The sequence below is a fragment of the Pseudomonas sp. C9-3 genome, from assembly GCF_032392015.1.
In the GTDB taxonomy this organism is placed as follows: Bacteria; Pseudomonadota; Gammaproteobacteria; order Pseudomonadales; family Pseudomonadaceae; genus Pseudomonas; species Pseudomonas nitroreducens.
In genome coordinates this window covers 4534192-4560562 of the sequence record NZ_CP135919.1, presented here as the reverse complement: position 1 = coordinate 4560562, position 26371 = coordinate 4534192, and the positions used below count along the sequence as shown (strand labels likewise).

The window sequence follows — 26371 nt, the reverse complement described above, 5'->3', positions numbered from 1 at the left end:
GGGGTGAGGCCGGCGGATCAGCCGACCTTCCAGGTCATCAGGTTTTCCATGGTCGCGGCGACCTTCTCCGCCAGCCGGCGGCGCCAGGGCGCGCTGTTCGGGTTGGCCAGCACGTCATCCTCGTGCACGAAGCTGCGGATGATGGCGTTGTAGCCCAGCCAGCGGCAGGGTTCCGGCTCCCAGCCGCGCAGGCCGTCCTGCACGCTGCGGTCGTTGATGACCCAGGGCTGGCGGGTGAGGGCGCTGTCCTGGCCGAGGATCAGGTCGGCCAGCGTGCGGCCGCCCAGGTTGGTGGCGCCGACGCCTTCACCGCCGTAGCCGCCGGCGAGGGCGATGCCGTTGCGGCGGTCGATCAGCATGTGCGGGTGGAAGCGCCGCGACATGCCCAGGTTGCCGCCCCAGGTGTGGGTGATGCGCACGTCCTTCAATTGCGGGAACAGTTCGCTGAACAGGTAGCGGCGCAGCTCCACTTCATCATTGGTCAGGCTGAAGTCGTTGCGCAGCTTGCCGCCGAAGCGGTAGCCGCCACGGGCGCCAAAGGCCAGGCGGTTATCCGGGGTGCGCTGGCCGTAGGTGACCTGGCGGCTGAACTCGCTGAAGGCCTGGCCCTTGTCGAGGCCGATCTCCGCCCAGACCGATTCGGGCAGCTGCTCGGTGGCCACCAGCAGGCTCTGCACCGGTAGCTGGTAGTTGCCCAGCGGGGGCAGGTCGGCAGCGTAGCCTTCGATGGCCGGCACCACCCATTGCGCTTTCAGTTCACCCTGCTCGGTGCGCAGCAGGCCGGGTGCCCAATGCGTGACGCGGCTCTTCTCGAAAATCTGCGTACCCTGGCGTTCAACCGCGCGGGCCAGGCCGCGCACCAGCTTGGCCGGGTCGATGGTGGCGCAGTGCGGGGTGTGGATGGCGCCCAGCGCGCTGGGAATGCGCAGCTGTTCGGCCAGCTCGCTCTTGCTCAGCCAGCGGTAGTCGTCCTCGGTCAGGCCTTCGCTGTGCAGATGCTTGAGGTAGTCGCGCAGGCGGGTTTCCTGCTCCGGGTAGCGCGCGGCGGTGTAGAGCACACCAGCCTTGCGGTAGTCGCAGTCGATGCCTTCGCGGTCGAGGACGCGGGCCACTTCATCGGGGATGTCGTGCAGCAGGTCGTAGGACGCGCGGCGCTGCTCGGGCGACAGGCCGGCGAGCAGGCGGTCTTCGCCGAGCATGTTGCCCATCAGCCAGCCGCCGTTACGACCGGATGCGCCGAAGCCGGCGGTCTCGGCCTCGACGATGGCGATCTTCAGCTGCGGCGCGCGCAGCTTCAGGTAATAGGCGGTCCACAAACCGGTGTAGCCGGCGCCGGCGATGGCCACATCGACGTCCAGGGTGCCCTGCAGGGATGGCCGCGGGACGAGATCATCGTCCAGCTGGTTCATCCACAGACTGATATGACGCCATGCCGACATAGACGACTCCAAAAGGAAGAAGGGGGAATGTCGGCAAGCCTAGATTTGGCGCGGGGTTCTGTCGTGCGCGCGGGTACGCGAGGATTGCTCGCGTACCCGCCGGCAGGGGCGCATCAGGCCTCTGCCTGTTCCTCGCGCAGGCGTTTGAGGTACTCGCGGGGGGACTGGCCGGTCTGCTGGCGGAAGCAGCGATAGAAGGCCGAGAGCGAGTTGAAGCCGGCGGAGAAGGCCAGTTCGTCGATGCGCGAAGGTAGCGGCGGGCGCAACTGGCTGAGCAGGTGGGTCAGGCGGGTCTGGTTGACGTACTGGTAGAAGCTCAGGCCCATCACCTGGTTGAGCAGGTAGGAAATCTGGTTGCGCGTGTAGCCGGTGGCCGTGGCCACCTGGGTCAGGTCCAGGTCCGGTGCCAGGTAAGGCTGGCTCTTGCTGAAGTAATCCTCCAGGTCGCTGGCCAACTGGCTGAGCTGGCGCGGCGAGAGGCCCAGGCGGCTGGTGGCCGGACGCGGGTCGATGGCCTGTGGACGGCTTTCGCCGCCTTCGCGCACGACCGAAGCATATTCGTTGATGCGCCAGATCAGGCCGTCGCGCACGGTGATCGCTTCGCTGGAGTGGAAGGTCGCCAGGCGGCCGCTCAGGGTGACCGCGATGCGGTACTGGATGAAGGCGGTGTCGCCGTCCACGCGGATGCGGTCGATGTGGTCGAGGAACTCTTCCGGGCGGCTGGGCATGGTGGCCTGCACGTAGTCGCGCAGGTCGGTGTAGCCCAGGGTGCGGTTCTGGAAGAAGTCGTTGTACTGCACCTGCGGGTGATACAGCGCGAGCACCGCTTCGAGGTCGCGGTGCTTCCAGCACTGGTGGTAGCGCAGCACCACCTCGCGGGTCTGCTCGGTGAGGTGGCTGTCGGTCGGGCGTTGGTCGATGGCATGCATAGGGGGCTAAGAATGCCCCAGACGGCGCTTCTCGGGTAGTGGCAAAGCACCTGCCGGGTGCAACGCACTATCCATCGTCTCGATGATCCGTCATCGCCTGCGCCAATATCGCCCGCCAGAGCCCATGGCAGAGGGGGGATTCACTCTTTCGGGCGACACGCCAAATACCACCTTGGAGCGCTTACTCCCCGTCAGGTCGCTCAGTAGGGTAAGGCCACCTAGACACCGTCAGGAGAGCCGCATGACAACAAAAACAAGGCGCGGATTCTTCCAACCGCAACTTCTCGCCACCGCTGTCGCCCTGGGATGCGCCACCCAGGCTCAGGCAATCAACTTCAATATCGGGGAAATCGAGGGTCAGTTCGATTCCAGTCTGTCCGTGGGGGCCAGCTGGAGTACCCAGAGTCCGAAAGAGGATCTGATCGGGGCTGCCAATGGCGGCCACGGCATGACCCAGACCAACGACGATGGCCGGCAGAACTTCCGCAAGGGCCATACCTTCTCGAAGATCTTCAAGGGCATCCACGACCTGGAGCTGAAGTACGGGGACTTCGGCGTCTTCACTCGGGGCAAGTACTGGTATGACTTCCGTCTGAAGGATGAAGGCGTCGCCTTCAAGGACCTTTCGGACGACGGCCGCAAGGAAGGCGCCAAGGCTTCCGGCGCCCAGTTGCTCGACGCCTTCGGCTACTACAACTACGCGATCGCCGACATGCCCGGCACCGTGCGCCTGGGCAAGCAGGTGGTGAGCTGGGGTGAGAGCACCTTCATCGGTAACAGCATCAACACCATCAACCCCATCGACGTCTCCGCCTTCCGCCGTCCCGGTTCGGAAATCAAGGAAGGCCTGATCCCGGTGAACATGCTCTATCTGTCGCAGAGCCTGACCGACAGCCTGTCCGTCGAAGGTTTCTACCAGTTGGAGTGGGACCAGACGGTGCTCGACAACTGCGGCACCTTCTTCTCCACCACCGACGTGGCGGCCGACGGCTGCAAGACCAACTACAACATTCTCGACCCGGCCACGGTCAACTCGTTGAACGCACCGGCGACCAAGGCGCTGCTCAATTCCCTGGGCGTCACCGTCACCCCTGAAGGCCTGATGGTGCCGCGCGGCGCTGACCACGATGCACGCGACTCCGGCCAATGGGGCCTGGCCCTGCGCTGGCTGGGCAGCGATGTGGAGTACGGCGCCTACGCCATGAACTACCACAGCCGCACGCCCATCGTGAGCATGAAGAATGCCGGCACCGCCGACATCGGCAACGTGCTCCGCGCGCTGTCCGTGCCGGGTGGTGCAGCACTCGCACAACCGCTGCTGCTCGGTCGCGGCAATTACTTCCTCGAGTACCCGGAGGACATCCGCCTCTACGGCCTGAGCTTCTCCACCACCCTGCCCACCGGCACCGCGTGGAACGGCGAGATCAGCTACCGGCCGAACATGCCGCTGCAGCTCAACACCACCGACATGACGCCGTTGCTCGCCACTACCGTGGTCGGCGGTTTCACCTCCGGTGGGGCGGCTGGTGCGCTGGCCCAGGCCAACCAGATCAGCCACGGCTACGTACGCAAGGAAGTGACCCAGGCGCAGACCACCTTCACCCACTTCTTTGACCAGACCATGGGCGCGGACCGCGTCACCCTGGTGGGCGAAGTCGGCATGACCTACGTTGGTGGCATGACCGACGAAGTCGGCGAGCGCTATGGTCGCGACTCCGTCTATGGCGTCCCGGAGAACGCCACCGCGCGTAACGAGTACGGCAGCGGCGGCTTCTACACCTCCTCCTCCTGGGGTTATCGCGCCCGCGCCATCTGGGACTACAACAACGTCTTCGCCGGGGTGAACCTCAAGCCGAACATCGCCTGGTCCCACGACGTGCACGGTTACGGCCCGGTCTTCAACGAAGGCAGCAAGGCGGCCAGCGTCGGCATCGATGCGGACTACCAGAACACCTACACCGCGAGTCTGAACTACACGAACTTCTTCGGCGGCGATTACAACACCATCGTCGACCGGGACTTCCTGTCGCTCAGCTTCGGCGTGAACTTCTGACCTGCCTGCTCAAGGAATCGACATGAGAACGACAAGAATCCTCCAATGCGGCGCGCTGGCCCTGAGCCTGCTGTCCTGTGGCGTGATGGCGGCGGTGTCCGCCGACGAAGTGGCCAAGCTGGGCACGACCCTGACGCCCATGGGCTCGCAGAAGGAAGGCAACGCCGACGGCAGCATCCCGGCCTGGACCGGCGGCATCTCCCGCACCGCCGGCAAGCTCGACGGCAAGGGCTTCCTTTCCAACCCCTTCGCCGATGAGAAGCCGCTGTTCACCATCACCGCGCAGAACGCCGACCAGTACAAGGACAAGCTTTCCGCCGGCCAGTTGGCGATGTTCAAGCGCTACCCGGATACCTACAAAATCCCGGTATACAAGACCCACCGCACCTTCGCGCTGCCTGACGACATCTACGCCGCCATCAAGCGCAGCGCCGAATTCGTCCAGCCGATCAATGACGGCAACGGTCTGGAGAACTTCGAGAAGAGCCGCTACTACGCCTTCCCGCTGCCCAAGAACGGCGTGCAGGCGCTGTGGAACCACCTGACCCGCTACCACGGCGGCAACATCTCCCGCTCGGTGGTACAGGTTGTGCCGCAGACCAACGGCAGCTACACGCCGATCCGCTTCGAGGAATCGATTGCGGTGCCGCAGAACATGGGTGACCAGGATGTCAGCAAGACCGGCAACATCCTCACCTACTTCAAGCAGCAGGTAACGGCGCCGGCGCGCCTGGCCGGTAACGTCCTGCTGGTGCACGAGACCCTGGACCAGGTGAAGGAGCCGCGCCTGGCGTGGATCTACAACGCCGGCCAGCGCCGCGTTCGCCGCGCCCCGCAGGTTGCGTACGACGGCCCGGGCACCGCCTCGGACGGCCTGCGCACCTCGGACAACTACGACATGTTCTCCGGCGCACCGGACCGTTACGACTGGAAACTGGTGGGCAAGCGCGAGATGTACATTCCGTACAACAGTTACCGCCTGAACTCGCCGGAGCTCAAGTACGACGACATCGTCAAGCCGGGCCACATCAACCAGGACCTGACCCGTTACGAACTGCACCGTGTGTGGGAAGTGGTGGGCACCCTGAAGTCCGGCGAGCGCAACATCTACGGCCAGCGCCACTTCTACCTCGACGAGGACAGCTGGCAGATCGCGGTGTCCGAGCTGTATGACGGTCGCGGGCAACTCTGGCGTGTCGGCGAAGGCCACGAGATGACCTTCTACACCGAACTCGCCACCGGCTACGCCGCCGAATCGCTGTACGACATCCTCGCCGGCCGCTACGTGACCTTCGGCCTGAACAACGAAGAGAAGCGTGGCTACCAGTTCGGCCAGAAGGCCAGCATGGCCGACTTCACGCCGGCGGCACTGCGTAACACCGGCGTTCGCTGAAGTAACACTCCGCTCCTTGGCCCCGGCATCCCTAGTGGATGCCGGGTTTCTTTTTTGTGCTCCGGCCAAGCGGCGCGCCTCTACTTCGGGCCTGAGCGCAGTCTGCGCTATACCGTCCCATGAATCTGGCTGATGGTCCTTTGCCCGCTCTGCCCAGCGGCATAGTCTGGCCTGCAAATGGCCGGAAGAAGCCCATGTCGACAATCGCCCAGCACAGCGCGGCGCTGCCTCGCCTGCCCCGCCAGCACCTGCCCCGCGAACGGCTGCATGCCAGCCTGAGTGCCACCGAGTGCCGCCTGCGCCTGCTGGTGGCGCCGCCCGGTTGCGGCAAAACGGTGCTGATGAGCGAATGTGCACGCCTGGCACCGGCGGGAACTCGCGTGGTCTGGCTGGGGCTTGGGGGCCGGGCGTTGCAGCCGGAGCAGTTCTGCGAGCGGCTGGGCGAGGCACTGGGCGTGCCCTGGGCCGGCGAGGCGGCACTGGCGAGCTGGCTGGAAAACGCCAGCGAGCCGGTCTGGCTGATGCTCGATGACTATCCCCGCGCACCCGATCCCGCTCTCGACGACTGCTTCGACCGCCTGCTTGCTGTCGCTTCTCCGCTGATCGGCTGGTGGCTGGCCAGCCGCCGTCGCCCGGCCTGCAACCTGACCCGCCTGCTGCTCGAAGGCGAGCTGCTGGAGCTGGGTGCCAGCACCCTGGCCCTGACCCAGGGCGAGCTGGACGCCTACCTGCAGACCGCCGGCCTGGAATGGCCCCAGGCCCAGCGCCAGGCGCTGCAGGACGCGACCCATGGCTGGTTCGCCGGCGTGCGCCTTCGCCTGCTCAGCCTGGGCAATGAGCCCATCGCGCCTTGCGCTACCCAGGTCGCCGAGACCGGCAATGGCTTGCTGCAGGATTACCTGCAACGCGAAGTCCTCGCGAGCCTGCCGGCGGAGCTGGCGGAGACGCTTTGTGGCCTCGCGCAGATTGCCCGCTTCAACCGCGAACTCTGCGATTACCTGTTCGATGAGCCCGGCCTTGGCCTGGACGGTCTGCAAGCCTGGGGCGTGCTGATCGAAGTGGTGGACAACACCCAGCACTGGTTCCAGGTGGCGCCCATGCTCGCCACGGCGCTGGCCAGCCTGTCCCGCTGGCCGGCGGCGACCCTGCACCGGCGCGCCTGCCAGTGGTTCACCCAGTGCGGGGAGATCCACTCGGCGTTCGAGCACTCCCTGTACGCCGAGCAGCCGGATGTCTCCGCCAGCCTGCTGCAGCGCCTGACCGAAGAGCAGCTCTTGCACGGTCGCAATGTCGAGCGTGTGCTGCAACTGCGTGAGTCGCTGCCCGAGGAACTGCTGTGCAGCACCCCGCGCCTGCTTATCCTCAATGCTTGGACGCTGTTGTTCGTCGGTCGGCTGGATGATGTGGAAGCGCTGCTGACCGGTTTCGATCGTTTCCTGCCGATGCCCGGCGAGCACCGCCAGCGTGCGCTGATCGCCCAATGGCAAGGGCTCAACGGCATGCTTACCCACGCCCGAGGCCTGCGTGGCTCCCGCGAGCAACTGCGCGAGGCGTTGGCGCACCTGCCGGAGGAGGCCTGGGCGCAGACCCTGATCTGCCTCTCCGCGCTGACCCAGCAGGCCCAGGCCGAAGGGCGCCTGGCCGAGGCACGGCTGATCAACCGCGAGGCGCTGCGGCGGGCGCGCCTGCAAGGCAGCACCACGTTCGAAGCGCTGCTGGAACTGGACCGCGCCCAATGGCTGGAGCAACGCGGCGAACTGCAGCGCGCCGATGCGCTGCTGGCGCGGGTGCAGGAATACCTCGACGAGATGCGCATCACCTGCAACGCCATGGCCGGCCGTGTCGCGCTGCGCCGCGGCTGGCTGTGCCTGCGCCAGGGGCGTGACGACGAGGCCCGCGAACTGTTCATTGCCGGGTTGAACGAAACCCGCCGCAGCCAGGACCCGAGCTCGATATACGGCTTCACTGGCATGGCCTGGCTGGATGCACTGGACGGCGACACCGACGGCGCCTTCAGTCGCCTGCTCGAGGTCGAGCGGCTGATGCAGCTGCAGCATGTGCCGGAACCCATCTACCGTGGCCCGCTGCTGCTCGCCAGCGGCGCGTTGAACCTGCGGCAGAACCGGGCGGGCCCGGCGCGGGAAGTCCTGCAACGCGTGGCCGCGCGCTACCGTACCGACTCCCTCTGCCCGCCGGCGGCGGCGCCGGACCAGATCCTGCGGGTCGAACACCACCTGGCGCTGGCCGAGCTCTACGACGGCGACGTGGATGCCGCGCAGCAGAGGCTGCTGGCAATGCTGCCGGACCTGCTGCGCCAGGGACGCAACACCCTGGCCTGCGACGTCTGGCTGGCGCTGGCCGAAGTCCATTTCATCGCCGGCTGCCTGGACCAGGCGCGCGGCGCGCTGGACGAGGGCGTTGCCCTGGCCCAGCGTTTCGGCCTGCTCTCCACCCTGCGCGACACCCAGCGCCGCCAGCCGGGCCTGTTCGGTCTGCGCCCGCATGCCGGCGAGATGGCCCCGCACAACCTGCTGAGCCTGCGTGAGCTGTCGGTACTGGAATTGATCGCCCGAGGGTGTTCGAACCTGGAAATCGGCGAGCGGCTGTACATCTCCCTGCACACGGTGAAGACCCATGCACGCCGGATCAACGGCAAGCTCGGCGTGGAGCGGCGCACCCAGGCGGTGGCGCGGGCGAAGGAACTGGGGCTGCTGAAGGTCTGAGGCGTCAGTGCAGTGCCTTGGGCGGCACGCTGATGTCGGCCAGACGCTGGGCCAGGCGCATCTGCTCGGCGGCATCGTCGCTGAGCAGCATGGCCCGTTCGAGGTCGTAGCGTTCCGCCTGCGGGCAGTCCAGTACATGGTAGAGGTCGGCGCGCGCGAGGTGGTCGCTGGCGCTGGGTGGCCCCAGTTCCAGCACACGCTGGGCATCCTTCAATGCCGCCAGTGGTTCCCCGGCGGCGAGGTGTAGTTGACGCAGATTGCGTGACAGGCGCTGCAGCATATCGGTAGCGCTGGCCGTGCGCAGGTGCTCGGCGGACAGCTCGACATGGGCGCCCATCTGGCGAGCCAGCAGGTCGCGGCAGTCGCGGGTATAAAGACGGCGGCCGGTGGCCGGGTCGAGCAGGTGGTCGGCGCCGGGCACCCGCAGCAGGAAGCGACCGGGGAAGTTCACGCCGACCAGGGTGATGCCGTTGCGGCGTGCCATCTCCAGGGCGATCAGCGCCAATGACAGCGGTTGGCCGTGGCGGCGTTGCAGAACCTGGGGGAGCAGGGCGGCGCGCGGGTGCAATGGGTACGCGTCATCCTCGGCAAAGCCCAGTTCGCTCAACCGGCGCAGCAGGAACTGCGCGCGTTCCGCATCGCCGGTGCCCTGCGGCAGCGCCACCGCGACCTGGTGCGCGAGCGAGTCGAAGAGCCGCAGCGCATGTTCCGGCGGCAGGTGCGGCTCGTGCTCGGTGGCGATCCACAGGGCTGCTTCGAACAGGGCTGGCGGGTCCTGGGCAAGACAGGCAAGGCAGGCTTGACGCGGGTCCATGGCGTTCTCCGGCTGACCCTGCGGTTGTAACCGGAGCAATGGGCGCTCGTCCAGTGGTGCGGTCGTCGCCCGTGAAGGTGATGTGACAGGCGCTGCCTATACTCAGGAAGGTCCGTCTACGGACCGTTGTCCACCCACAGCAAGGGAGCGCCGCCATGTTCGACATGATGGAAGCCACCCGGCTCGAGTCGCTGCATCTCTTCCAGGACCCGGCCACGGGACTCAAGGCCATCATCGCCATCCACAACTCCCGGCTCGGGCCGGCCCTGGGTGGCTGTCGCTACCTGCCCTATCCCAGCCAGGATGCCGCATTGCGTGATGCCGCACGCCTGGCTCAGGGCATGAGCTACAAGGCGGCGCTGGCCGGCCTGCGCCAGGGCGGCGGCAAGGCGGTGATCCTGCGTGCGCCTCACGTCAACAACCGTGGCGAACTCTTCGAAGCCTTCGGCCGCATGATCGACACCCTCGGCGGCGCCTACATCACGGCGGTGGACAGCGGCACTTCCAGCGCCGACATGGACTGCATCGCCCAGTTCACCCGCCATGTCACCAGCACCACCAGCGGCGGCGATCCCTCTCCGCATACCGCTCTGGGTGTGTTCGCCGGCATCCGCGCCAGCGCCCAGGCGCGCCTGGGCAGTGATGACCTCGATGGGTTGCGCATAGCGATCCAGGGGCTGGGGAACGTGGGCTTTGCGCTGGCCGAACATCTGTCAGCGGCGGGCGCCGAACTGCTGGTCAGCGATATCGACGCGGGCAAGGTTCAGCTCGCCGTGGAGCAACTGGGGGCGCGCCCGGTGCCCAATGAAGCGTTGCTCACCACCCCTTGCGACATCCTTGCGCCCTGTGGGCTGGGCGGTGTGCTGACGTCGCAGGTGGTCGGCCACCTGCGCTGCGCTGCCGTCGCCGGGGCGGCCAATAATCAGCTGGCGCACCCTGAGGTGTCCGATGAACTGGAGGGCAGGGGCATCCTCTATGCACCGGACTACGTGATCAACTCCGGCGGCTTGATCTACGTGGCCCTGCAGCACCAGGGCGAGTCACTGCCGACCATTACCGCGCACCTGTCTCGTATCGCCGAGCGCCTGACCGAAGTCTATGCCCACGCACAGGCCGATCACCTGTCGCCGGCCCGGGTGGCCGACAAGCTGGCTGAGCGGATTCTCTACGGGGAATATTCGGGGCACTGAGCTTCGTGCCGCCGTGCGTCACTCCTCGGCGGCGCCCTCGCTGAAGATGTCGTTGAGCGCATCGGGCTGGTTCTTGAAGGCCCGGGCGAAGGCGTCGCGATTCTTGGCCATGAAGATGCCGATCTCCTCGAGCTGATCTTCCTTGAGCGAAGGCACCGCCTTCTCCAGTACCTCGGCCAGCGTTTCCGCCAGTTCCAGCATCTTGTCGTGCCGGTCGGCTTCTGCCTTATCCATGAACAGACGCTCCGGATCGCGGCTGCTGCGGTACACCACTTCGACGGCCATTCATCACCTCTGTGCCTTCTCTTTGATTGGGGGGAGCAAATTTACTGGTTGTTTATACAGTAAAATGATTGCGCAATGCTACTGCTGGTGTGCGAATCGTTGTCAGCAGCGTAGACGCAGGAAGGGGAAGTGCCTGTATCTGGCCACCATCGGTCGGCGGCCCAAAGCGGTGCGCACGCCCTGTTGGCGCGCGCCAGCGAGCCAGGTGACTGGCGCAATGAATCGTCAGTCAGATGGCTCTGAGGGAAGGAATTCTTGCAGAGGGGAACGTCAGGACGCGATCGGCAGGCCGTTATCGCCGCGCGTCATGGCAGCCAGCAGCTGCGGCGCTGTGCCGCCTTGCTCGATGGCGATGCCGAACCGGATGCTCTGGATGAAGCGCTGGAGCTGTTCCGGGTCCTGCAACTGTGGGGTGCGGATCAGCCGGCGCGCGGTCACACCCTCTTCGGTGGAGAGGGTAAGGACGATGCTGCCGTCGGGCCGTTCAACGCTGAAGTTGACGCGGTATTGGTCCTGAAAGGCGTCGGTCAGTGTCTGAAAGGGACTATCCATCACTCGTTCCTGCCTGTTGTGGGGCGTGCCTCTGGATGGACCGGGGCGCAGCCGAAAAAGTTCGCAGTCATATTCGCGCAGTCGATCTGTGCCATGACTGCGCAAGATCAATGGCGTAGCACTTGCAGGCTTCACGCCAACCAAGCCTTGTATTGCGGAGAACCGACGAATGAAACAGAACTGGGCCGAGCGCCTGAGCGAACGGATGCACGGCTGTGCCGAATCCCTGGGCAATCTGCTGGTGGAGGGCTTCCACTACCTGGCGCTGTTCGCCATCGGGGGCACGGTGTTCTGGTCGGCAGCGGTGGCCTTCGGCGAGATGGTCGGCAAGGGCCATGCGAGCATCGACGACATCCTGCTGCTGTTCATTTACCTCGAACTGGGTGCGATGGTCGGCATCTACTTCAAGACCAACCACATGCCGGTGCGCTTCCTGATCTACGTGGCGATGACCGCGCTGACCCGCCTGATGATCGCCGACATCCAGCACAACCACGTGCCCGACGACGGCATCATCCTGGTTTCGGTGGCATTGCTGCTGCTGGCGCTGGCGATCCTCGTGGTGCGCTACGCCTCCTCGCGCTTCCCCTCGCCGAGCTCCTCGCAACGGGGTGGCGGTGAACGCGATCTGATCAGCGACGACGAGCGCTGATCGCCCGCCGGCTTGATCCAGAGCCGCCGCTCGGGCGGCGGATGCACTACCATCGGTGCATCCGCCGCCTGAGAAGACCACTCCATGAAGGGATGGAAGCTGTTCGCACCCCTGCTGATCCTGGTGATCATTGCCATCACCCTTTACCTGCGCCTGCATACCCAGCCGCTGTTGCTGCAGGGTGAAGCGGACGCCACCAACGTCATTGTCGCCTCCAAGGCCAAGGGGCGGGTCGAAGTGCTGCATGTGCGGCGTGGCGACGACGTGAAGCAGGGCCAGGTGCTGATTTCCCTCAGCAGCCCGGAGCTGCAGGCCCAGCTGGACTCCCTGCGTGCTGCACGCAATCAGGTGCAGGCCAATCTCGACGAATCTCTCCATGGCACCCGCGAGGAAACCCTGCGCGCCCTGCAGGCCAGCCTGTCCCAGGCCCAGGCCGAGCTGCGCAATGCCGAGTTGGAGTACCAGCGCAATGAAGAACTGGCCGGGCGCGGCTTCGTTTCCCAGGCGCAGATGGACCTCTCCCGTCGCGGCCGCGACGTGGCGCGCAACCGCGTCGCCGAGGCCCAGGCCAATCTCGACCAGGGCAACCAGGGCGACCGCGAGGAGCGCCGGCAGGCGCTGGAAGCTGCCGTGCGCCGGGCCGACGCGCAGATCCTCGAGCTGCAGGCCCAGACCGACGACCTCAACGTGGTGGCACCGGTGGATGGCGAAGTCGGGCCGATCCCGGCGGAACAGGGCGAGCTGGTCAATGCCTACAGCCCGTTGCTCACGCTGGTGCGCCTGTCCGACAGTTATTTCGTTTTCAACCTGCGGGAAGACATCCTCGCGGATGTGAAGAAAGGCGATGAAGTGGCCATCCAGGTTCCGGCATTGAAGGGCGCCGAGGTGAAGGCCAAGGTCAGCTATATCGCACCTTTGGGCGACTTCGCGACCAAGCGTGCCACCCGTGCCACCGGTGACTTCGACCTGAAGACCTTCGAGGTCCGCCTTTATCCGGAGCAACCGGTGCCAGGCCTGAGGCCCGGGATGAGCGCGCTGTGGCAGTGGAAGCAGTAAGAAGCAACCTGCGGCGCTTCGCCCAGGCCTTCGGTAGCGAGACGCGGGTCGCCCTGCGCAGCTGGACCATCCACTGGCTCGGCTGGCTCTGGCCGTTGCTGCTGTTCGTGGTGATCAGCGGCGTGTACCAGGCGGGCACCTTGCTGGACATGCCGGTGGCGGTGGTCGATGCCGACCACAGCAGCCTGTCGCGACGCATCGTGCGTGAGCTGGATGCCGGCTCCCACGCCAAGGTCGAGGTGCTCGGCGGCGGCCTGCAGGAAGGCCTGCGCCGCCTGCGCATGGCCGACGACTATGCGCTGCTGTATATCCCCCGCGACTTCGAGGCGGATGCGCTGTCGGGCCGCCAGCCGGTTGCCGAGCTCTACTACAACTCGCTGTTCTATTCCGCCGGCTTCTACTCGACCCAGGATTTCAGCGGCCTGATGAGCTCGGTCAACGCCGAGTTGCGCCCACGCCTGGCCGTGGGCATGGATCGCAGCATGCCGGCGCTGGCCAGCATCAGCGTGTCCTATGAAAGCCTGTTCAATGCCAGCGGCAACTACATCTACTTCCAGCAGTTCGCCGCCATCGTGCATCTGCTGCAGCTGTTCGTGATCGTCGCCACGGTACATGTGCTGGCCCGGGAGGCACCGGAGCTGCGCGCGTCCTCGCCACACATCCTGCGGGCCAAGGCTCTTGGGGCGCGTCTACTGGGCAAGATGGCGCCCTACACGTTGCTGTTCAGTACGTTGCTGATGGTCGAGCTGTTCCTGCTGGTGGAGATCAATGGCGCGCGGATCAACGGCAATCCGTGGTGGATGCTGGCGATCACCGTCTGCTATGTGGCTGCGGCGCAGAGCGTGGGACTGATGTTGTTCATCTTTACCGCCAACCGATTCAGCGCCTATTCGCTGATCGGCCTGCTGATCGGTGTGGCGCAGACCTATTCCGGCGTATTGCTGCCGGAGCTGGCGATGCCGCAGATCGCCCGCATCATCTCCGAGGCCGAGCCGCTGACCCATACCCTGCACGGCCTGTTCGACCAGTTCCTGCGCAGAGCACCGGCCGAATCCGGGCTCTATACCTGCTGCAAGCTGCTGCTCTACCCGCTGATCGCCTACATGATCGCCAAGATGCGCCTGCGTCGGCGCCTCGACCTGAGCCCGGCGTAAGGAACCGCCATGCAGAACTTCTGGACCGTCTTCCGCCAGTCCCTGGGCAACATGCTCGGCAAGCCGCTGTGGCTGTTGATGGTGTTGTCGGTGACGCTGACCACCCTGCCATACGCCCATCGCACCATGGACGACCTGCCGGTGGCGGTGATCGACATGGATCATAGCTCGGTGTCCCGCGAGCTGATCCGCCAGCTCGACGCCGCGCCGAAGATCGCCGTGCGTGCCTACGACCAATTGCCTGAAGCCCAACGCGATCTCGCCTGGCGCGAACTGTTCGGGATCGTGGTGATTCCCGTGGACTTCGAGAAGCGCGTGCTGCGTGGCGAGGCGGTCACCGTGCCGATCTTCGGCGATGCCACCAACCGCATGGCCAACGGGCAGATCCAGCAGGATATCAGCGCCACCTACACCGAACTGTCGCTGCGCTACAACCGCGAACGGCTGATGCGCGAGGGCTTCTCCGAGCAGCAGTCGAACGTCCTGCTGCAACCGGCCATCGGCCAGCTCACCGACCTGTTCAACCCTGGCACCAGCTTCGCGGCCATTGTGCTGCCGGGGCTGGTGACGCTGATCCTGCAGCACAGCCTGTTGCTCTCCTGCACGCGGGTGAATCTCAACCTGCGCGGCGGCACACCGCGTTCGTTACGCCAGCCAGCGTCCACGCGTTTTGGCCGGTACGCCGCCCAGCTGTCGATCTGGACGGTGCTGGCGATGCTCTTCTACGTGATCTGGCCGTGGATGATGGGTTACCGGCAGACCGCGTCGTTCTTCATGCTGATGGGGCTGGTGTTGCCGTTCCTGCTGGCGGTGATCGCCATGAGCGAATTCATCGCCGAAGTGCTGCCCTCGGAAGAGGCGGTCTACCTGACCATGACCTTCATCACCCTGCCGCTGTTCTACATGGCCGGCTTCACCTGGCCGCCCCAGGCCATGCCGCAGTGGGTGCAACTGCTGGCCGACGCGATACCGTCCACCTGGGCGATTCGCGCAGTGGTGGAAATGAACCAGATGAACCTGCCGCTCTCTGCCGTTGCCGACAGGATTCTCATCCTGTTCGCCATGGCGGCGGCCTACGGTTTACTGGGTACACTGGTCTACCAGTACCGCAACTGGCGCTGGGACCAGCTCAAGGGCTGGTAAGCTTTCGCTGTCGAGAAGGAGTTTCAATATGACGCTGTGCCGTGCCTGCCTTATGCTCGGTGCCGCTCTGCTCAGCGGTTGCGGTTCCTACCACACCCTGCGCAGCGATGACGTGGTGGACGCCAGCGACCTGAAGCTCAAGGGGACCTACTGCGGCGCCATCCCGCACATCTACGGTGGCGTGGTCTGGGATGCCTGCCAACTGTACGGCGAGCCCCCGGCCGATACCGGCACTACGCAACCCTCAACACCGGCCAACTACACCTTTGGCCCGCCGATCCTGCCCGTGCTGGACATGGCATTTTCCGGCGTCGTCGACACCCTGGCCCTGCCTTACACCGTCTATCGGCAGAATCGCGATGGCAGCATCGAATTGCGACGTGACTGAGTAAAGGAGTCCAATCATGCTGTTTCGTTTACTTGGCCTGCTGCTTGTTGGATGTGTCGCTGGTTGTGGTTCGGTACGAGCGCTTTCCAGTGACAATGTTGTGCAAACGTCCGATCTGAAGCTCAAGGGCACTGGCTGCGGCGATACCTTGCCGCGAGTTTACGGGGGGGTGATCTATAACCTCTGCGTGATGAGTGGCGATGGCCAGCAGCGTGGCGGCGCGCTTTACCGCGTCCAGCCGATGCCGATCTTCGACATGGGCCTGTCAGCGGTGGCCGACACGCTTGCGCTGCCCTATACCCTGTACCGCCAGGATCGCGACGGTGACATTCAATTGCTGCGCGACTGATCCGTCTAGAGTGAGAGTTCCTACCTCTGCGGGAGCTCTGTGATGAATGCATTGAACGGCAAGGTTGCGGTGGTCACCGGCGCGGCCAGTGGCATCGGTAGGCAGATCGCGCTGACGCTGGCACAGGCGGGCGCGGCCGTGGCCGTTGCCGACCTGCAGCAGGACGCCGCCCAGCGTGTGGTGGATGAGATCGGGGCAGCCGGCGGAAAGGCCCTGGCGGTGGTCATGGACGTCACCGACGAGCAGGCGGTGGACAATGGCATCGATCAGGTGGCCGCCACTTTCGGCGGCATCGACATCCTGGTCTCCAACGCCGGCATCCAGATCGTCAACCCGATCCAGGACTTTGCCTTCACTGACTGGAAGAAGATGCTCGCCATCCACCTGGACGGCGCCTTCCTCACCACCCGCGCCGTGCTGCGCCATATGTACCCGGCCAAGCGTGGTGGTGTGGTGATCTACATGGGCTCGGTGCACTCCCATGAAGCTTCGCCGCTGAAATCCGCCTACGTCACCGCCAAGCACGGCCTGCTCGGGCTGGCCCGTACCCTGGCCAAGGAGGGCGGGCCGCAGGGCGTGCGCTCCCATGTGGTTTGCCCCGGCTTCGTGCGCACGCCGCTGGTGGAGAAGCAGATTCCCGAGCAGGCGAAGGAACTGGGCATCAGCGAGGAAGCGGTGGTCAAGCAGGTGATGCTCGGCGGCACCGTGGATGGCGAGTTCACCACCGTGGAGGATGTGGCGCAGACGGTACTGTTCCTGGCCAGCTTCCCCTCGGCGGCGCTCACCGGGCAGTCGGTGCTGGTCAGCCATGGCTGGGGGATGCGCTGAAGCGCAGGTATAGCGCCAGAAAAAAGCCCCGGCTCAATCGATAGGCGAGCCAGGGCTTGGGGACAACATCTGCGCCGGCAAGCGCTCCGGTTCTCCTGGAATTTCTGCCTGTTCCGGGGTCGGGGCTGGTTGATTCGGCGCAGCAGTAGATTCCCCTGGATCGGGGCCGAGCGATGTAGTGGGTTTACCGTTCGGTCTGTCAGGCAATTCTCCATCGGCTGGCACGTCCGATTTGCCGTCGGGCGATTGCCGCTGGCTCGTCGTCCCCGGTGGCGACAAATGGCACTTCCGTCCCTGCCGATGATCGTCACGACACACATGGTGCTTGCCGTGGCGGGGCCGCCATGGCATCTTTCGCGCAAATGATAAGTTTTCGCATTTGAGGTGCGGTTTCAGCTGCACCTCGATGCCTGGCGTTCGCGCGCAGGGGGCACTCGTGACGTCGTCCACACACCACTCGCAGATCGGCGAACTCTATGCCGGCCATCACTCCTGGCTGCTCGGCTGGCTCTATCGCCGGCTGGAGTGCCGCCACCAGGCGGCCGACCTGGCGCAGGATACCTTCGTGCGTCTGCTCGGGCGCCAGGAACTCAGGGGCCTGCGCGAGCCGCGCGCCTTCCTTGCCGCCGTTGCCCGCGGGTTGATGATCGATCACTTCCGCCGCCAGACCCTGGAACGCGCCTGGCTCGACAGTCTGGCGCAGCAGCCGGAGGCCGAGGCGCCGTCCGCCGAGGAGCGGGCCATCGTGCTGGAAACCCTGATGGAGATCGACCGCCTGCTGGATGGCCTGCGGCCGGTGGTGCGCAGCGCCTTCCTGCTGTCGCAGCTCGATGGCCTGACCTACCCGCAGATCGCCGAGCGCCTGGGCGTTTCCCTCAGCTCGGTGCAGCAATACATGACCCAGGCTTTCGGCCACTGCTACAAGGCGCTTTACTCATGAACCGCGTTGGCGCCCTGGACGCGGCCCAGCGTCTGGATCACTCGGTGGTGGAACAGGCGATTGGCTGGCGTGTACGCCTGGCCTCGGGGCTGGCCGCCGCCGACGAGCTCGCTGCCTGCCAGCAATGGCGCGCATCCGACCCGGCCCACGAACAGGCCTGGCAACGCCTGGAGTTCTTCGACGGGCGCCTGGGCGGCATGGCGCCGGCCATGGCCAGCCGTTCGCTGCGCCAGGCCGCCGCCGACCCGGCGCGCCGCCGCGCCCTGAAAAGCTTGCTGCTGCTCGCCGGTACCGCGGCGGTGGTGGGCAGCGGCAGCCTGGGCCTGCGCGACTCGCCCTGGCTGGCGCAGCAGCGCACCTCGGTGGGCGAGCGCCGACGCATCGCCCTGCCGGATGGTGGCTGGCTGCAACTCAACACCGACAGCGCCGTGGATATAGCCTACGACGCCCACACTCGACGCGTGCGCCTGTACGCCGGCGAGATGCTGGTACAGACCGCTCCGGACAGCGCCGGCCGTGCCTTCTGGGTCGATACGCCGCTGGGGCGTCTGCAGGCGCTGGGCACGCGATTCGCCGTGCGCCTGGACGGCAGCGATGCGCGGCTTTCGGTGCAGGAAGGCGCGGTAGCGGTCATGCCCGCGCTGCGCCATGAGTCGGCCGGTGTCATCGAGGCCGGCCGCCAGGCCCGTTTCGACCGCAAGGGGCTGTACGGTGAAACGACGCTGGAGGCAGATTCGCTGGCGTGGAGCGAGGGTTACCTGGTGGCGCGGCAGTGGACGCTCGGCCGCCTGTGTGCCGAACTGGCGCGCTATCGCCCCGGCGTGCTGCGCTGCGATCCGGCGGTCGCCAACCTGGCCATTTCTGGCGTGTTCCCCCTGGACCAGCCCGAGCAGGCCATTGCCGCGCTGCAACGCAGCCTGCCAGTGCGCGCGCAGTACCGTACGCGCTGGTGGGTGACGCTGGTGCCGTTGGCCTGAGGCCAATGTCCAAGGCTCCCGAGGCGTTTTCCGCAGGAGCCTGTTCGTTTGCGCAACGCTCCGCTGGCAATCACACCGCCTTGGGCAGCGGTGCGAAAAGTGCGTCGATATCCGCGTCGTCCAGTTGCCAGTCGGCGCCGGTACCTTCGAGGATGCCGGCGGCCAGCGCGGCCTTGTCGCGCTGCAGCCGCTGGATCTTCTCTTCCACCGTGCCGCGGGCGATCAGCTTGTAGACGAATACCGGCTTGTCCTGGCCGATGCGGTAGGCACGGTCGCTGGCCTGGTTTTCCGCGGCCGGGTTCCACCAGGGGTCGTAGTGGATCACGGTATCGGCGGCGGTAAGGTTCAGGCCCACACCACCGGCCTTCAGGCTGATCAGGAACAGCGGCACGCGACCTTCCTGGAAATCCTTCACCGGCGCGCGGCGGTCGCGGGTGTCGCCGGTGAGCAGGGCGTATTCCAGGTTGCGTTCGGCCAGCGCCTCGCCGATCAACGCGAGCATCGAGGTGAACTGCGAGAACACCAGTACGCGGCGGCCTTCGGCGAGCAGCTCTTCGAGCATGTCCAGCAGATAGACCAGCTTGCCCGAGGTCACCGCGCGGGCGGATTTGCCGGTGGGCGGCGGCGCTTCCTTGTTCACCAGGCGGATGTCGCAGCAGACCTGGCGCAGCTTGAGCAGCGCCTCGAGGATGATGATGCGGCTGCGCGCCAGGCCTCGGCGGGCGATCTCGTCGCGGACCTTGCGATCCAGCGCCAGGCGCACGGTTTCGTAGAGGTCGCGTTGCGCCTCGCTGAGTTCGATGTGCTGGATGAATTCGCTCTTGGGCGGCAGCTCCGAGGCGACCTGTTCCTTGGTGCGGCGCAGCAGGAACGGGCGGATGCGCGCGGCCAGGTGCGCCAGGCGGCCCTGGTCGCCGTGGCGCTCGATGGGCGTGCGATAGTCCACGGCGAACTGCCGGGCGTCGCCCAGCCAGCCCGGCAGCAGGAAGTGGAACAGCGACCACAGCTCGCCCAGGTGATTCTCCAGCGGCGTGCCGGTCAGGCACAGGCGATTGCGCGCGCGCAGGTGGCGCGCGGCCTGGGCCGCCTTGGTGGTGGCGTTCTTGATGTTCTGCGCCTCGTCGAGGATCAGCAGGTGATACTCGTGCTGCCCGAGCTTCTCGGCATCGCGCGGCAGCAGGGCATAGGTGGTGAGAATCAGGTCGTGCTCGGCGATCTTCGCGAACGCCTTGCGCCGGCCGGCGCCGTGCAGCGCGAGTACGCGCAGCTCCGGAGTGAAGCGCTCGGCTTCGTCGAGCCAGTTGGGGATCAGGCTGGTGGGCATGATCACCAGCGCCGGGCTGGTCAGGCGCCCGGCCTGCTTTTCCAGCAGCACGTGGGCGAGGGACTGCAGCGTCTTGCCCAGGCCCATGTCGTCGGCGAGGATGCCGCTGGCGCCAACTTCGCGCAGCGTCTGCATCCAGCTCAGGCCCTCGTGCTGGTAGGCGCGCAGTTCGGCGTTGAGGCCGGCGGGGATCTGCGCCGGTTGCGCGCGGTAGTCGCGTAGGCGATGCGCTATTTCGCGCAATTGCTCGCCGCCCTGCCAGGTCAGCGGCAGTTCTTCCAGTTCGGTCAGGCGCGCGGCGTCCGGCGCGCCCATGCGCAGGCGGCGTACCGGCAGCTGTTCGCCGAGGTAGAACTCGGACAGCGTGCCGAGCATCGGCTTGAGCTTGCCGAAGGGTAGTGAGACGCGCAGCGGTCGGTCGGAGGCGGTCTGCCAGGTGTGGATCGGGTTGCGCCCGGCATCCAGGCGCAGCACCAGTTGTTCATCGTCGGCATGGCGGGCGAGGGCGACCGGGTCGAGCAGTGCCGGCATGCGCCGGATCAGTTCGATCAGCGCCGGCAGCAGGCTGATGCGCCGGCCTTCCACCTCGATGCCCAGTTCCAGGTCGAACCACTGGCGGTCGTCGGTTTCCTCGATCTCGGCGTACCAGTTCTCCACCGGTGTCAGGTCGAAGACGAACTCCGGGCGGATGTCGATTTCCCAGCCCTGCTCGCGCAGCCGGGGCAGGCCCTCGCGCATGAATTCCTGCCAGGCACTGTCGTCGGGCAGTTCGAACATTTCCCCGGCGCTGTCTTCCAGGGCGTCGCTGCGGCGCATCGCCGGCTTGAAACCGAGTTCGCGCAGGTCCAGGCGCCAGGCATGCTCCAGTTCCAGTTCGCGGCTGACACGGACGATCTGGTCATCGCGGAATACCCGGATCTCGCGGCCCGAGCGCGGAGTGACGCTGCCCGAGACCGGCATGTCGCCATACAGGAAGGCCAGCGCGGCGCGGTGCCGGGAGATGTTCTGCATGCGCCCGCTGCGCAGGTCGAAGCCGCTGTGCACGTGGCTGCCCAGGGTCAGCCGTGGCCGGGGCGCGAGTTCGTCGCGCTCCACGGCAGGCAGTGGAGATTCGGCGGGTGGCTTCATCCGAGTGTCCTTCCGGCAGTCCAGCCGAGTACGCAAACGCCCGATGATACCGCGATTTTTCTCGGGCGGGACGCGGAAGGAAACCGGCGGTCAGCGGGCGAAGCGTTTCGCCCCGGCGACGCACAGCACCACGGCGACGGTGGCGCCGGCCATCAGTGGGCTGATCTGCTCGTGCAGCAGCAGGCCGGCCAGCGCCAGGCCGAAGAACGGCTGCAGCAGTTGAAGCTGGCCGACCGCGGCGATGCCGCCGGTGGCCAGGCCGTGGTACCAGAAGAAGAAGCCGATCAGCATGCTGAACAGCGACACGTAGCCCAGGCTCAGCCAGGCCGGCCAACTGGCGCCGCTGAAGGTCTGCGGCTGGGTATACCAGGCCAGCGGCAGCATCAGCGGCAGAGACAGCACCAGCACCCAGCAGATCACCTGCCAGCTGCCCAGGTGACGGGCGATGCGGCCACCTTCGGCGTAGCCCAGGCCGCAGACGACGACGGCGGCCAGCATCAGCAGGTCGCCGGTGAAGTTGCCCGCGCCGCTCTGCGACAGGGCGAAGCCGGCCACCACGGCGCTGCCCAGCAGCGAGCAGATCCAGAACGCCGGGCGCGGCTGCTCGCCGGCGCGGATCACGCCGAACAGCGCGGTAGCCAGGGGCAGCAGGCCGACGAAGACGATGGCGTGGGCCGAGTTGACGTGCTTGAGCGCGAGCGCGGTGAGCAGCGGGAAACCCACCACCACGCCGCCGGCAACCACCAGCAGGGGAATCAGGTCCTTGCGCGCCGGCAGCTTCTGCCGCAGCAGGATGAGGATCGCCGCCGCCAGCAGGCCGGCGATGCTGGCGCGGGCCAGGGTGAGGAAGGTCGGATCGAAGTCGGCCACCGCTACCCGCGTTGCCGGGAGCGAGCCGCTGAAGATGAGTACGCCGAGGAAGCCACTGAGCCAGCCGCCGAGGTGGCTGTTCGAGGCGGCAGTGTGGGAGTTGTTCATGGGGAGCATCCGGCAGGAGAGCGAGCTTGGAGGATGCGCGCAGAGCCGCCGGGCGGCCAGTGACAGAAAGGTACAATTTGCACAAACTGTCTGTAAATTATACCGGTACAAATTGCCTCGGTACAAAATCCAGGGGCGGGCGAGGGCGACATGGGCAGGCCAAAGAGCACACGGGTCGATTCGGTGATGCAGCATGTGCGCGAGCGCCTGGCGGCGCGGGCGCTGGTGCCGGGTGAACGGCTGCCGTCGATTCGCCAGCTGGCCGAGCAGCTGGAGGTGTCCAAGACCACCGTCGTGGAGGCCTACGACCGGCTGGCCGCCGACGGTGTGATCGCTGCGCGGCGTGGCTCCGGTTTCTATGTGGCCGGCCATGCGCCGCCGCTGTCCCTGGCCGACGTCGGCCCGACGCTGGACCGCAGCATCGACCCGCTGTGGATTTCCCGGCAATCCCTGGAGGCCGCGGATACCTCGCTCAAGCCCGGTTGCGGTTGGCTGCCGCCGTCCTGGCTGCCGGAAGAGGAACTGCGCCGCGCGTTGCGGCAGATTGCCCGCGCGCCGCAATCCAGCCTGCTGGAATATGGTCGCCCCTACGGTCACTCTGGCCTGCGCGAACAGCTGGCGCGGCGGCTGGGTGATTACGGCGTACCGGTGGGCCCGCAGCAGATAGTGCTGACCGATAACGGCACCCAGGCCATCGACCTGATTTGCCGCTTCCTGCTGGAGCCCGGCGACTGCGTGCTGGTGGACGACCCGGGCTACTTCAACTTCCAGGCACTGTTGCGTGCCCATCGGGTGCAGGTCGTCGGTGTGCCCTATACGCCGACCGGGCCGGACGTCGCCGCCATGGCTGGCCTGCTGGAGCAGCACCGTCCGCGCCTGTACATCACCAACTCGGCCTTCCATAACCCCACCGGCGCAGTGCTCTCGCCGCTGGTCGCCCATCGCCTGCTGAAGCTGGCCGAGGCCCATGACCTGCTGATCGTCGAGGACGATATCTTCGGCGACTTCGAGCACGAAAGTGCGCCGCGCCTGTCGGCCTTCGACGGGCTGGAGCGGGTGATCCAGGTCGGCAGCTTCTCCAAGACGCTGTCGGCTTCGGTGCGCTGCGGCTACATCGCCACCCAGCCGGAATGGTGCGAGCGCCTGGTGGACCTGAAGCTGGCGACCAGCTTCGGCAACAGCCCGTTCAGTGCCGAGATGCTCTTCGAACTGCTGCGCAAGGGCAGCTACCGCCGCCACCTGGACAGCTTGCGCGGGCGCCTGGCCGACGCGATGGGCGAGACGCTGCTGCGCTTGCGCGCGCTGGATATCCAGCCCTGGCTGGAGCCGCGCGGCGGGGTGTTCGTCTGGGCCTGCCTGCCGGGAGGGCTGGACGCCGCCGAAGTCTCGCGCGCGGCCCTGGCGGACAACCTGGTGCTGGCGCCGGGCAACGTTTTCAGCCTGAGCCAGAGCGCCACCGGTTACCTGCGCTTCAACGTCGCGCAGTGCCTCTCGCCACGCGTTTTCCAGGGGCTGGAAAGAGCCATGGAGCAGGCGCGCGGCCGCTGACAGAAAATATTTTCAGATCGGCCTGCAGGTTTCCTTTCGTCGTACGGCCTCTGTGCAGTCCCGCTTCTCTGCACAAGGAATCTTCATGCCTGCCGTTCCCACCGCGCCCCTGCTGCCGCTGGCTCGCGCGTTACGCATCGCCGCTTTCGGCCTGGTCGCCAGCCTGCCGCTGCAGCCGCACTCCACCGCGTTTGCGGCCTCGGCCGCGCAACATTTCAGCGTACCCGCCGGCAGTCTGGAAGATGCTCTCAATGCCTACGCCCGCCAAGCGGGGGTGCTGCTGACCTTCGACCCGGCGCTGACCCGGAATCAGCGCAGCACTGGCCTGAACGGCGACTATTCGGTGAGCGCCGGCTTTGCCGTGCTGCTGTCCGGCAGTGGCCTGGCGGCCGAAGCCAGCGAGGACGGCAGCTATCGCCTGCAGCCCAGCGCTACCGAGGGCGCGCTGGAAATGAAGGCGCAGACCATCACCGGGCAGGCCGGGGAAGATCCCAAGGGCCCGGTGCACGGGTACGTGGCCAGGCGCAGCGTCACCGCGACCAAGACCGATACGCCGATCCACGAGACGCCGCAGTCGATCTCCGTGGTGACCCGCGACCGCATGGAGGCCCAGGGCGTGCAGTCGGTGAACGAGGCGTTGCGCTATACCCCCGGCGTGTCCTCTTACGGCTCGAACAACCGTTCCGACTGGTACACGGTGATCCGTGGCTTCTCGCCGACCACTTACCAGGACGGGCTGCAACTGCCCAGCACCATCAACCTCGCCAGCTGGATGGTCGATCCCTACATGCTCGAACGCGTGGAAGTGCTGCGCGGCCCGGCGGGTGTGCTGTATGGCCAGGGCGACCCGGGCGGGGTGATCAACCAGGTATCGAAGCGGCCGAGCACCGTCGCCAGCCATGAAGTCCAGGTGCAATACGGCAGCGATGCGCGCAAGCAACTGGGCATCGACACGACCGGCCCGCTGGATGATGCCGGCGTGTGGAGCTACCGCGTGGTGATGGTTGGCCATGAGGGCGATATTCGCGACACGCCCTGGGAGGAAAAGCGCCTGGCCCTGGCGCCGTCACTGACCTGGCAGCCGGATGAGGACACCCATCTGACCGTCATGGCGAGCTATCTGAAGGACGATACCAACGCCCAGGACAATTTCCTTCCGGCAGACGGGAGCCTTCACCGCAGCGTCTACGGCAAGATCCACCGCAGCTACTTCACCGGCGATGAGCACTTCTCCAAGTACGAGAAGACCCAGTACGGCATCGGCTACGAGTTCGAGACACGCCTGAACGATGTCTGGCAGGTCCGCCAGAACCTGCGCTATGCCCATCTGGATCTCAACGACAACATGGTCTATGGCGCCGGAACCACCGGCTACTGGGGCATGGACGGTGGTGACGACCGCACCTTGCTGCGCTTCGCCGGCATCGAGAATCCCAAGTACGAACGCTGGACTCTGGACAACCAGGCCCAGGCCGACTTCAGCACCGGCTGGCTGCGTCACACCCTGCTGCTCGGCCTGGACTGGCAGCGGCAGACGACCGAGGACCCGCAGGCCTACATCATGACCACGCCGCTGGACCTGTATGGCGGCCCGTCCTACGGCCCTGTGGACAAGTCCGCCTTCACCGCGGACGACTGGACCTACACCGACCAGACCCAGCGTCAGACCGGCGTGTACCTGCAGGACCAACTGCACTTCGACGAACACTGGGTGCTCTCCCTGGGCGGGCGCTACGACTGGGCCAACTCCAGCACCGATAACAGCAGCACCGCGGGCAGCACCCATGCCAGCCAGAAGGACGAGGCCTTCAGTGGCCGGGTGGGGCTGGTCTACCTCGCCGATAACGGCCTGGCGCCATACTTCAGCTACAGCGAGGGCTTCACGCCCAACGCCGGCACCGACTACGCAGGCAAGCCCTTCGACCCGACGAAGGCCAAGCAGTACGAAGTGGGCGTGAAGTTCCAGCCCAAGGGCTCGGACAGTTCGCTGACCGCCGCCGTGTTCGAGATCACCCAGCGTGACGTGCTGACCCTCGATCCGGACCCGACCCATCCCAACAGCAGCGTGCAGACCGGCGAAATCCGCTCCCGTGGCCTGGAACTCGAAGGCGTCGCCAGCCTGACCGACGAGTTGAACCTGATCGCCACCTACACCTATCAGGACGTGAAGAACACCAAGGCCAACGACGAGAGCGATGGCAAGACCCCGATCAGCATTCCCACGCCGCGCAACCTGGCTTCGTTATGGGCCGACTACACCCTGCGTGACGGTGAGCTGAAAGGTTTCGGCTTCGGCGGCGGCGTACGCTACAACGGCCGCAGCCCAGGCGCCCCGGACAACTCGCTGAATGTGCCCAGCTACACCATGCTCGACGCTGCCGTGCATTACCAGACGGGCCCCTGGCGCTTCGCAGTCAACGCCAACAACCTTACCGATCGCGAGTACATCGCCGGTTGCTACGACGCTACCCGTTGCATCTACGGCAACGGCCGGATCGTCACGGGCTCGGCGACCTACCGCTGGTAGG

The 26371-nt window shown here is 66.2% G+C and carries 22 protein-coding genes; 15 read left to right on the top strand and 7 right to left on the bottom strand.

Features of this window, described 5'->3' with window-relative positions; translation table 11 throughout:
- Positions 1 to 17: 17 nt before the first annotated feature.
- Complete coding sequence (locus tag RS899_RS20880; protein WP_315807975.1) at positions 18 to 1439, bottom strand: FAD-binding oxidoreductase; 1422 nt, start codon at positions 1437 to 1439, stop codon at positions 18 to 20.
- A gap of 113 nt (positions 1440 to 1552) precedes the next feature.
- Positions 1553 to 2305: an AraC family transcriptional regulator gene (locus tag RS899_RS20875; protein WP_371914070.1), complete on the bottom strand. Its 753-nt coding sequence runs from the start codon at positions 2303 to 2305 to the stop codon at positions 1553 to 1555.
- A 304-nt stretch (positions 2306 to 2609) separates the two neighbouring features.
- Between RS899_RS20875 and RS899_RS20870 the strand changes: the two genes are divergently transcribed.
- The 3 genes from RS899_RS20870 (at position 2610) to RS899_RS20860 (ending at position 8537) form a co-directional block, all read left to right on the top strand.
- Entirely contained in the window at positions 2610 to 4421 is a 1812-nt protein-coding gene (locus tag RS899_RS20870) for a DUF1302 domain-containing protein (protein WP_315807974.1), read from the top strand.
- A 22-nt stretch (positions 4422 to 4443) separates the two neighbouring features.
- Complete coding sequence (locus RS899_RS20865; protein ID WP_054910119.1) at positions 4444 to 5814, top strand: DUF1329 domain-containing protein; 1371 nt, start codon at positions 4444 to 4446, stop codon at positions 5812 to 5814.
- A 194-nt stretch (positions 5815 to 6008) separates the two neighbouring features.
- Positions 6009 to 8537: a LuxR C-terminal-related transcriptional regulator gene (locus RS899_RS20860; RefSeq protein ID WP_315807973.1), complete on the top strand. Its 2529-nt coding sequence runs from the start codon at positions 6009 to 6011 to the stop codon at positions 8535 to 8537.
- Between the two features lie 4 nt (positions 8538 to 8541).
- Here RS899_RS20860 and RS899_RS20855 read toward each other — a convergent pair whose 3' ends face one another.
- Positions 8542 to 9351, bottom strand: a complete 810-nt coding sequence (locus tag RS899_RS20855; protein ID WP_054910117.1) for a SirB1 family protein — start codon at positions 9349 to 9351, stop codon at positions 8542 to 8544.
- Between the two features lie 155 nt (positions 9352 to 9506).
- Here RS899_RS20855 and RS899_RS20850 point away from each other — a divergent pair, with 155 nt between their 5' ends.
- The gene (locus RS899_RS20850) at positions 9507 to 10541 is read left to right on the top strand and encodes a Glu/Leu/Phe/Val dehydrogenase family protein (RefSeq protein ID WP_054910116.1); all 1035 of its coding nucleotides are present in this window, start codon (positions 9507 to 9509) and stop codon (positions 10539 to 10541) included.
- An 18-nt stretch (positions 10542 to 10559) separates the two neighbouring features.
- Here RS899_RS20850 and RS899_RS20845 read toward each other — a convergent pair whose 3' ends face one another.
- Together RS899_RS20845 and RS899_RS20840 are read right to left on the bottom strand one after the other, a co-directional pair.
- Positions 10560 to 10826, bottom strand: a complete 267-nt coding sequence (locus RS899_RS20845; RefSeq protein WP_024762711.1) for a YebG family protein — start codon at positions 10824 to 10826, stop codon at positions 10560 to 10562.
- A 270-nt stretch (positions 10827 to 11096) separates the two neighbouring features.
- Positions 11097 to 11378 (bottom strand): DUF3509 domain-containing protein, encoded by a 282-nt coding sequence (locus RS899_RS20840; RefSeq protein ID WP_315807972.1) that lies wholly within the window; start codon positions 11376 to 11378, stop codon positions 11097 to 11099.
- A 169-nt stretch (positions 11379 to 11547) separates the two neighbouring features.
- Between RS899_RS20840 and RS899_RS20835 the strand changes: the two genes are divergently transcribed.
- From RS899_RS20835 to RS899_RS20795, 9 genes are all read left to right on the top strand, one after another.
- Positions 11548 to 12030, top strand: a complete 483-nt coding sequence (locus RS899_RS20835; protein ID WP_024762713.1) for a phosphate-starvation-inducible protein PsiE — start codon at positions 11548 to 11550, stop codon at positions 12028 to 12030.
- An 84-nt stretch (positions 12031 to 12114) separates the two neighbouring features.
- Positions 12115 to 13086, top strand: coding sequence for an HlyD family secretion protein (locus RS899_RS20830; RefSeq protein WP_054910114.1), 972 nt, complete (start codon positions 12115 to 12117; stop codon positions 13084 to 13086).
- Complete coding sequence (locus tag RS899_RS20825; protein ID WP_024762715.1) at positions 13068 to 14240, top strand: ABC transporter permease; 1173 nt, start codon at positions 13068 to 13070, stop codon at positions 14238 to 14240. Before RS899_RS20830 ends, RS899_RS20825 begins: the two co-directional genes overlap by 19 nt.
- Before the next feature lie 9 nt (positions 14241 to 14249).
- The gene (locus tag RS899_RS20820; RefSeq protein WP_315807971.1) at positions 14250 to 15383 is read left to right on the top strand and encodes an ABC transporter permease; all 1134 of its coding nucleotides are present in this window, start codon (positions 14250 to 14252) and stop codon (positions 15381 to 15383) included.
- A gap of 28 nt (positions 15384 to 15411) precedes the next feature.
- The gene (locus RS899_RS20815; RefSeq protein WP_315807970.1) at positions 15412 to 15771 is read left to right on the top strand and encodes a YceK/YidQ family lipoprotein; all 360 of its coding nucleotides are present in this window, start codon (positions 15412 to 15414) and stop codon (positions 15769 to 15771) included.
- Positions 15772 to 15787: 16 nt separating this feature from the next.
- Positions 15788 to 16120 carry a YceK/YidQ family lipoprotein gene (locus RS899_RS20810; protein ID WP_315807969.1) on the top strand — a complete coding sequence of 111 codons (333 nt, stop codon included), beginning with the start codon at positions 15788 to 15790 and terminating at the stop codon, positions 16118 to 16120.
- A gap of 42 nt (positions 16121 to 16162) precedes the next feature.
- A complete protein-coding gene (locus tag RS899_RS20805; RefSeq protein WP_315807968.1) occupies positions 16163 to 16948 on the top strand; it encodes a 3-hydroxybutyrate dehydrogenase in 786 nt (261 codons plus the stop codon).
- Between the two features lie 406 nt (positions 16949 to 17354).
- Entirely contained in the window at positions 17355 to 17888 is a 534-nt protein-coding gene (locus tag RS899_RS20800; RefSeq protein WP_233299007.1) for a sigma-70 family RNA polymerase sigma factor, read from the top strand.
- Positions 17885 to 18865, top strand: coding sequence for a FecR domain-containing protein (locus tag RS899_RS20795; protein WP_315807967.1), 981 nt, complete (start codon positions 17885 to 17887; stop codon positions 18863 to 18865). Before RS899_RS20800 ends, RS899_RS20795 begins: the two co-directional genes overlap by 4 nt.
- Positions 18866 to 18935: 70 nt before the next feature.
- Here the strand turns inward: RS899_RS20795 and RS899_RS20790 are convergent, their stop codons facing one another.
- Both RS899_RS20790 and RS899_RS20785 read right to left on the bottom strand, forming a co-directional pair.
- Positions 18936 to 20966 carry a DEAD/DEAH box helicase gene (locus RS899_RS20790; RefSeq protein ID WP_139093045.1) on the bottom strand — a complete coding sequence of 677 codons (2031 nt, stop codon included), beginning with the start codon at positions 20964 to 20966 and terminating at the stop codon, positions 18936 to 18938.
- A gap of 441 nt (positions 20967 to 21407) precedes the next feature.
- Positions 21408 to 22295, bottom strand: coding sequence for a DMT family transporter (locus RS899_RS20785; RefSeq protein ID WP_054910107.1), 888 nt, complete (start codon positions 22293 to 22295; stop codon positions 21408 to 21410).
- A 150-nt stretch (positions 22296 to 22445) separates the two neighbouring features.
- Between RS899_RS20785 and RS899_RS20780 the strand changes: the two genes are divergently transcribed.
- Positions 22446 to 23843 carry a PLP-dependent aminotransferase family protein gene (locus RS899_RS20780; protein ID WP_313465493.1) on the top strand — a complete coding sequence of 466 codons (1398 nt, stop codon included), beginning with the start codon at positions 22446 to 22448 and terminating at the stop codon, positions 23841 to 23843.
- An 85-nt stretch (positions 23844 to 23928) separates the two neighbouring features.
- Positions 23929 to 26370, top strand: coding sequence for a TonB-dependent siderophore receptor (locus tag RS899_RS20775; protein ID WP_315807966.1), 2442 nt, complete (start codon positions 23929 to 23931; stop codon positions 26368 to 26370).
- Position 26371: the final 1 nt, after the last annotated feature.

Excerpts from the sequence above, each read along its gene's own strand:
- RS899_RS20810 (WP_315807969.1), top strand. The coding sequence starts at position 15,788 with ATGCTGTTTCGTTTACTTGGCCTGCTGCTTGTTGGATGTGTCGCTGGT.
- RS899_RS20820 (WP_315807971.1), top strand. The coding sequence starts at position 14,250 with ATGCAGAACTTCTGGACCGTCTTCCGCCAGTCCCTGGGCAACATGCTC.
- RS899_RS20840 (WP_315807972.1), bottom strand. The coding sequence starts at position 11,378 with ATGGATAGTCCCTTTCAGACACTGACCGACGCCTTTCAGGACCAATAC.
- RS899_RS20880 (WP_315807975.1), bottom strand. The coding sequence starts at position 1,439 with ATGTCGGCATGGCGTCATATCAGTCTGTGGATGAACCAGCTGGACGAT.
- RS899_RS20805 (WP_315807968.1), top strand. The coding sequence starts at position 16,163 with ATGAATGCATTGAACGGCAAGGTTGCGGTGGTCACCGGCGCGGCCAGT.
- RS899_RS20780 (WP_313465493.1), top strand. The coding sequence starts at position 22,446 with ATGGGCAGGCCAAAGAGCACACGGGTCGATTCGGTGATGCAGCATGTG.
- RS899_RS20795 (WP_315807967.1), top strand. The coding sequence starts at position 17,885 with ATGAACCGCGTTGGCGCCCTGGACGCGGCCCAGCGTCTGGATCACTCG.
- RS899_RS20860 (WP_315807973.1), top strand. The coding sequence starts at position 6,009 with ATGTCGACAATCGCCCAGCACAGCGCGGCGCTGCCTCGCCTGCCCCGC.
- RS899_RS20785 (WP_054910107.1), bottom strand. The coding sequence starts at position 22,295 with ATGAACAACTCCCACACTGCCGCCTCGAACAGCCACCTCGGCGGCTGG.
- RS899_RS20815 (WP_315807970.1), top strand. The coding sequence starts at position 15,412 with ATGACGCTGTGCCGTGCCTGCCTTATGCTCGGTGCCGCTCTGCTCAGC.
- RS899_RS20790 (WP_139093045.1), bottom strand. The coding sequence starts at position 20,966 with ATGTTCGAACTGCCCGACGACAGTGCCTGGCAGGAATTCATGCGCGAG.
- RS899_RS20800 (WP_233299007.1), top strand. The coding sequence starts at position 17,355 with ATGCCTGGCGTTCGCGCGCAGGGGGCACTCGTGACGTCGTCCACACAC.
- RS899_RS20830 (WP_054910114.1), top strand. The coding sequence starts at position 12,115 with ATGAAGGGATGGAAGCTGTTCGCACCCCTGCTGATCCTGGTGATCATT.
- RS899_RS20865 (WP_054910119.1), top strand. The coding sequence starts at position 4,444 with ATGAGAACGACAAGAATCCTCCAATGCGGCGCGCTGGCCCTGAGCCTG.
- RS899_RS20855 (WP_054910117.1), bottom strand. The coding sequence starts at position 9,351 with ATGGACCCGCGTCAAGCCTGCCTTGCCTGTCTTGCCCAGGACCCGCCA.
- RS899_RS20775 (WP_315807966.1), top strand. The coding sequence starts at position 23,929 with ATGCCTGCCGTTCCCACCGCGCCCCTGCTGCCGCTGGCTCGCGCGTTA.
- RS899_RS20845 (WP_024762711.1), bottom strand. The coding sequence starts at position 10,826 with ATGGCCGTCGAAGTGGTGTACCGCAGCAGCCGCGATCCGGAGCGTCTG.
- RS899_RS20850 (WP_054910116.1), top strand. The coding sequence starts at position 9,507 with ATGTTCGACATGATGGAAGCCACCCGGCTCGAGTCGCTGCATCTCTTC.
- RS899_RS20870 (WP_315807974.1), top strand. The coding sequence starts at position 2,610 with ATGACAACAAAAACAAGGCGCGGATTCTTCCAACCGCAACTTCTCGCC.
- RS899_RS20835 (WP_024762713.1), top strand. The coding sequence starts at position 11,548 with ATGAAACAGAACTGGGCCGAGCGCCTGAGCGAACGGATGCACGGCTGT.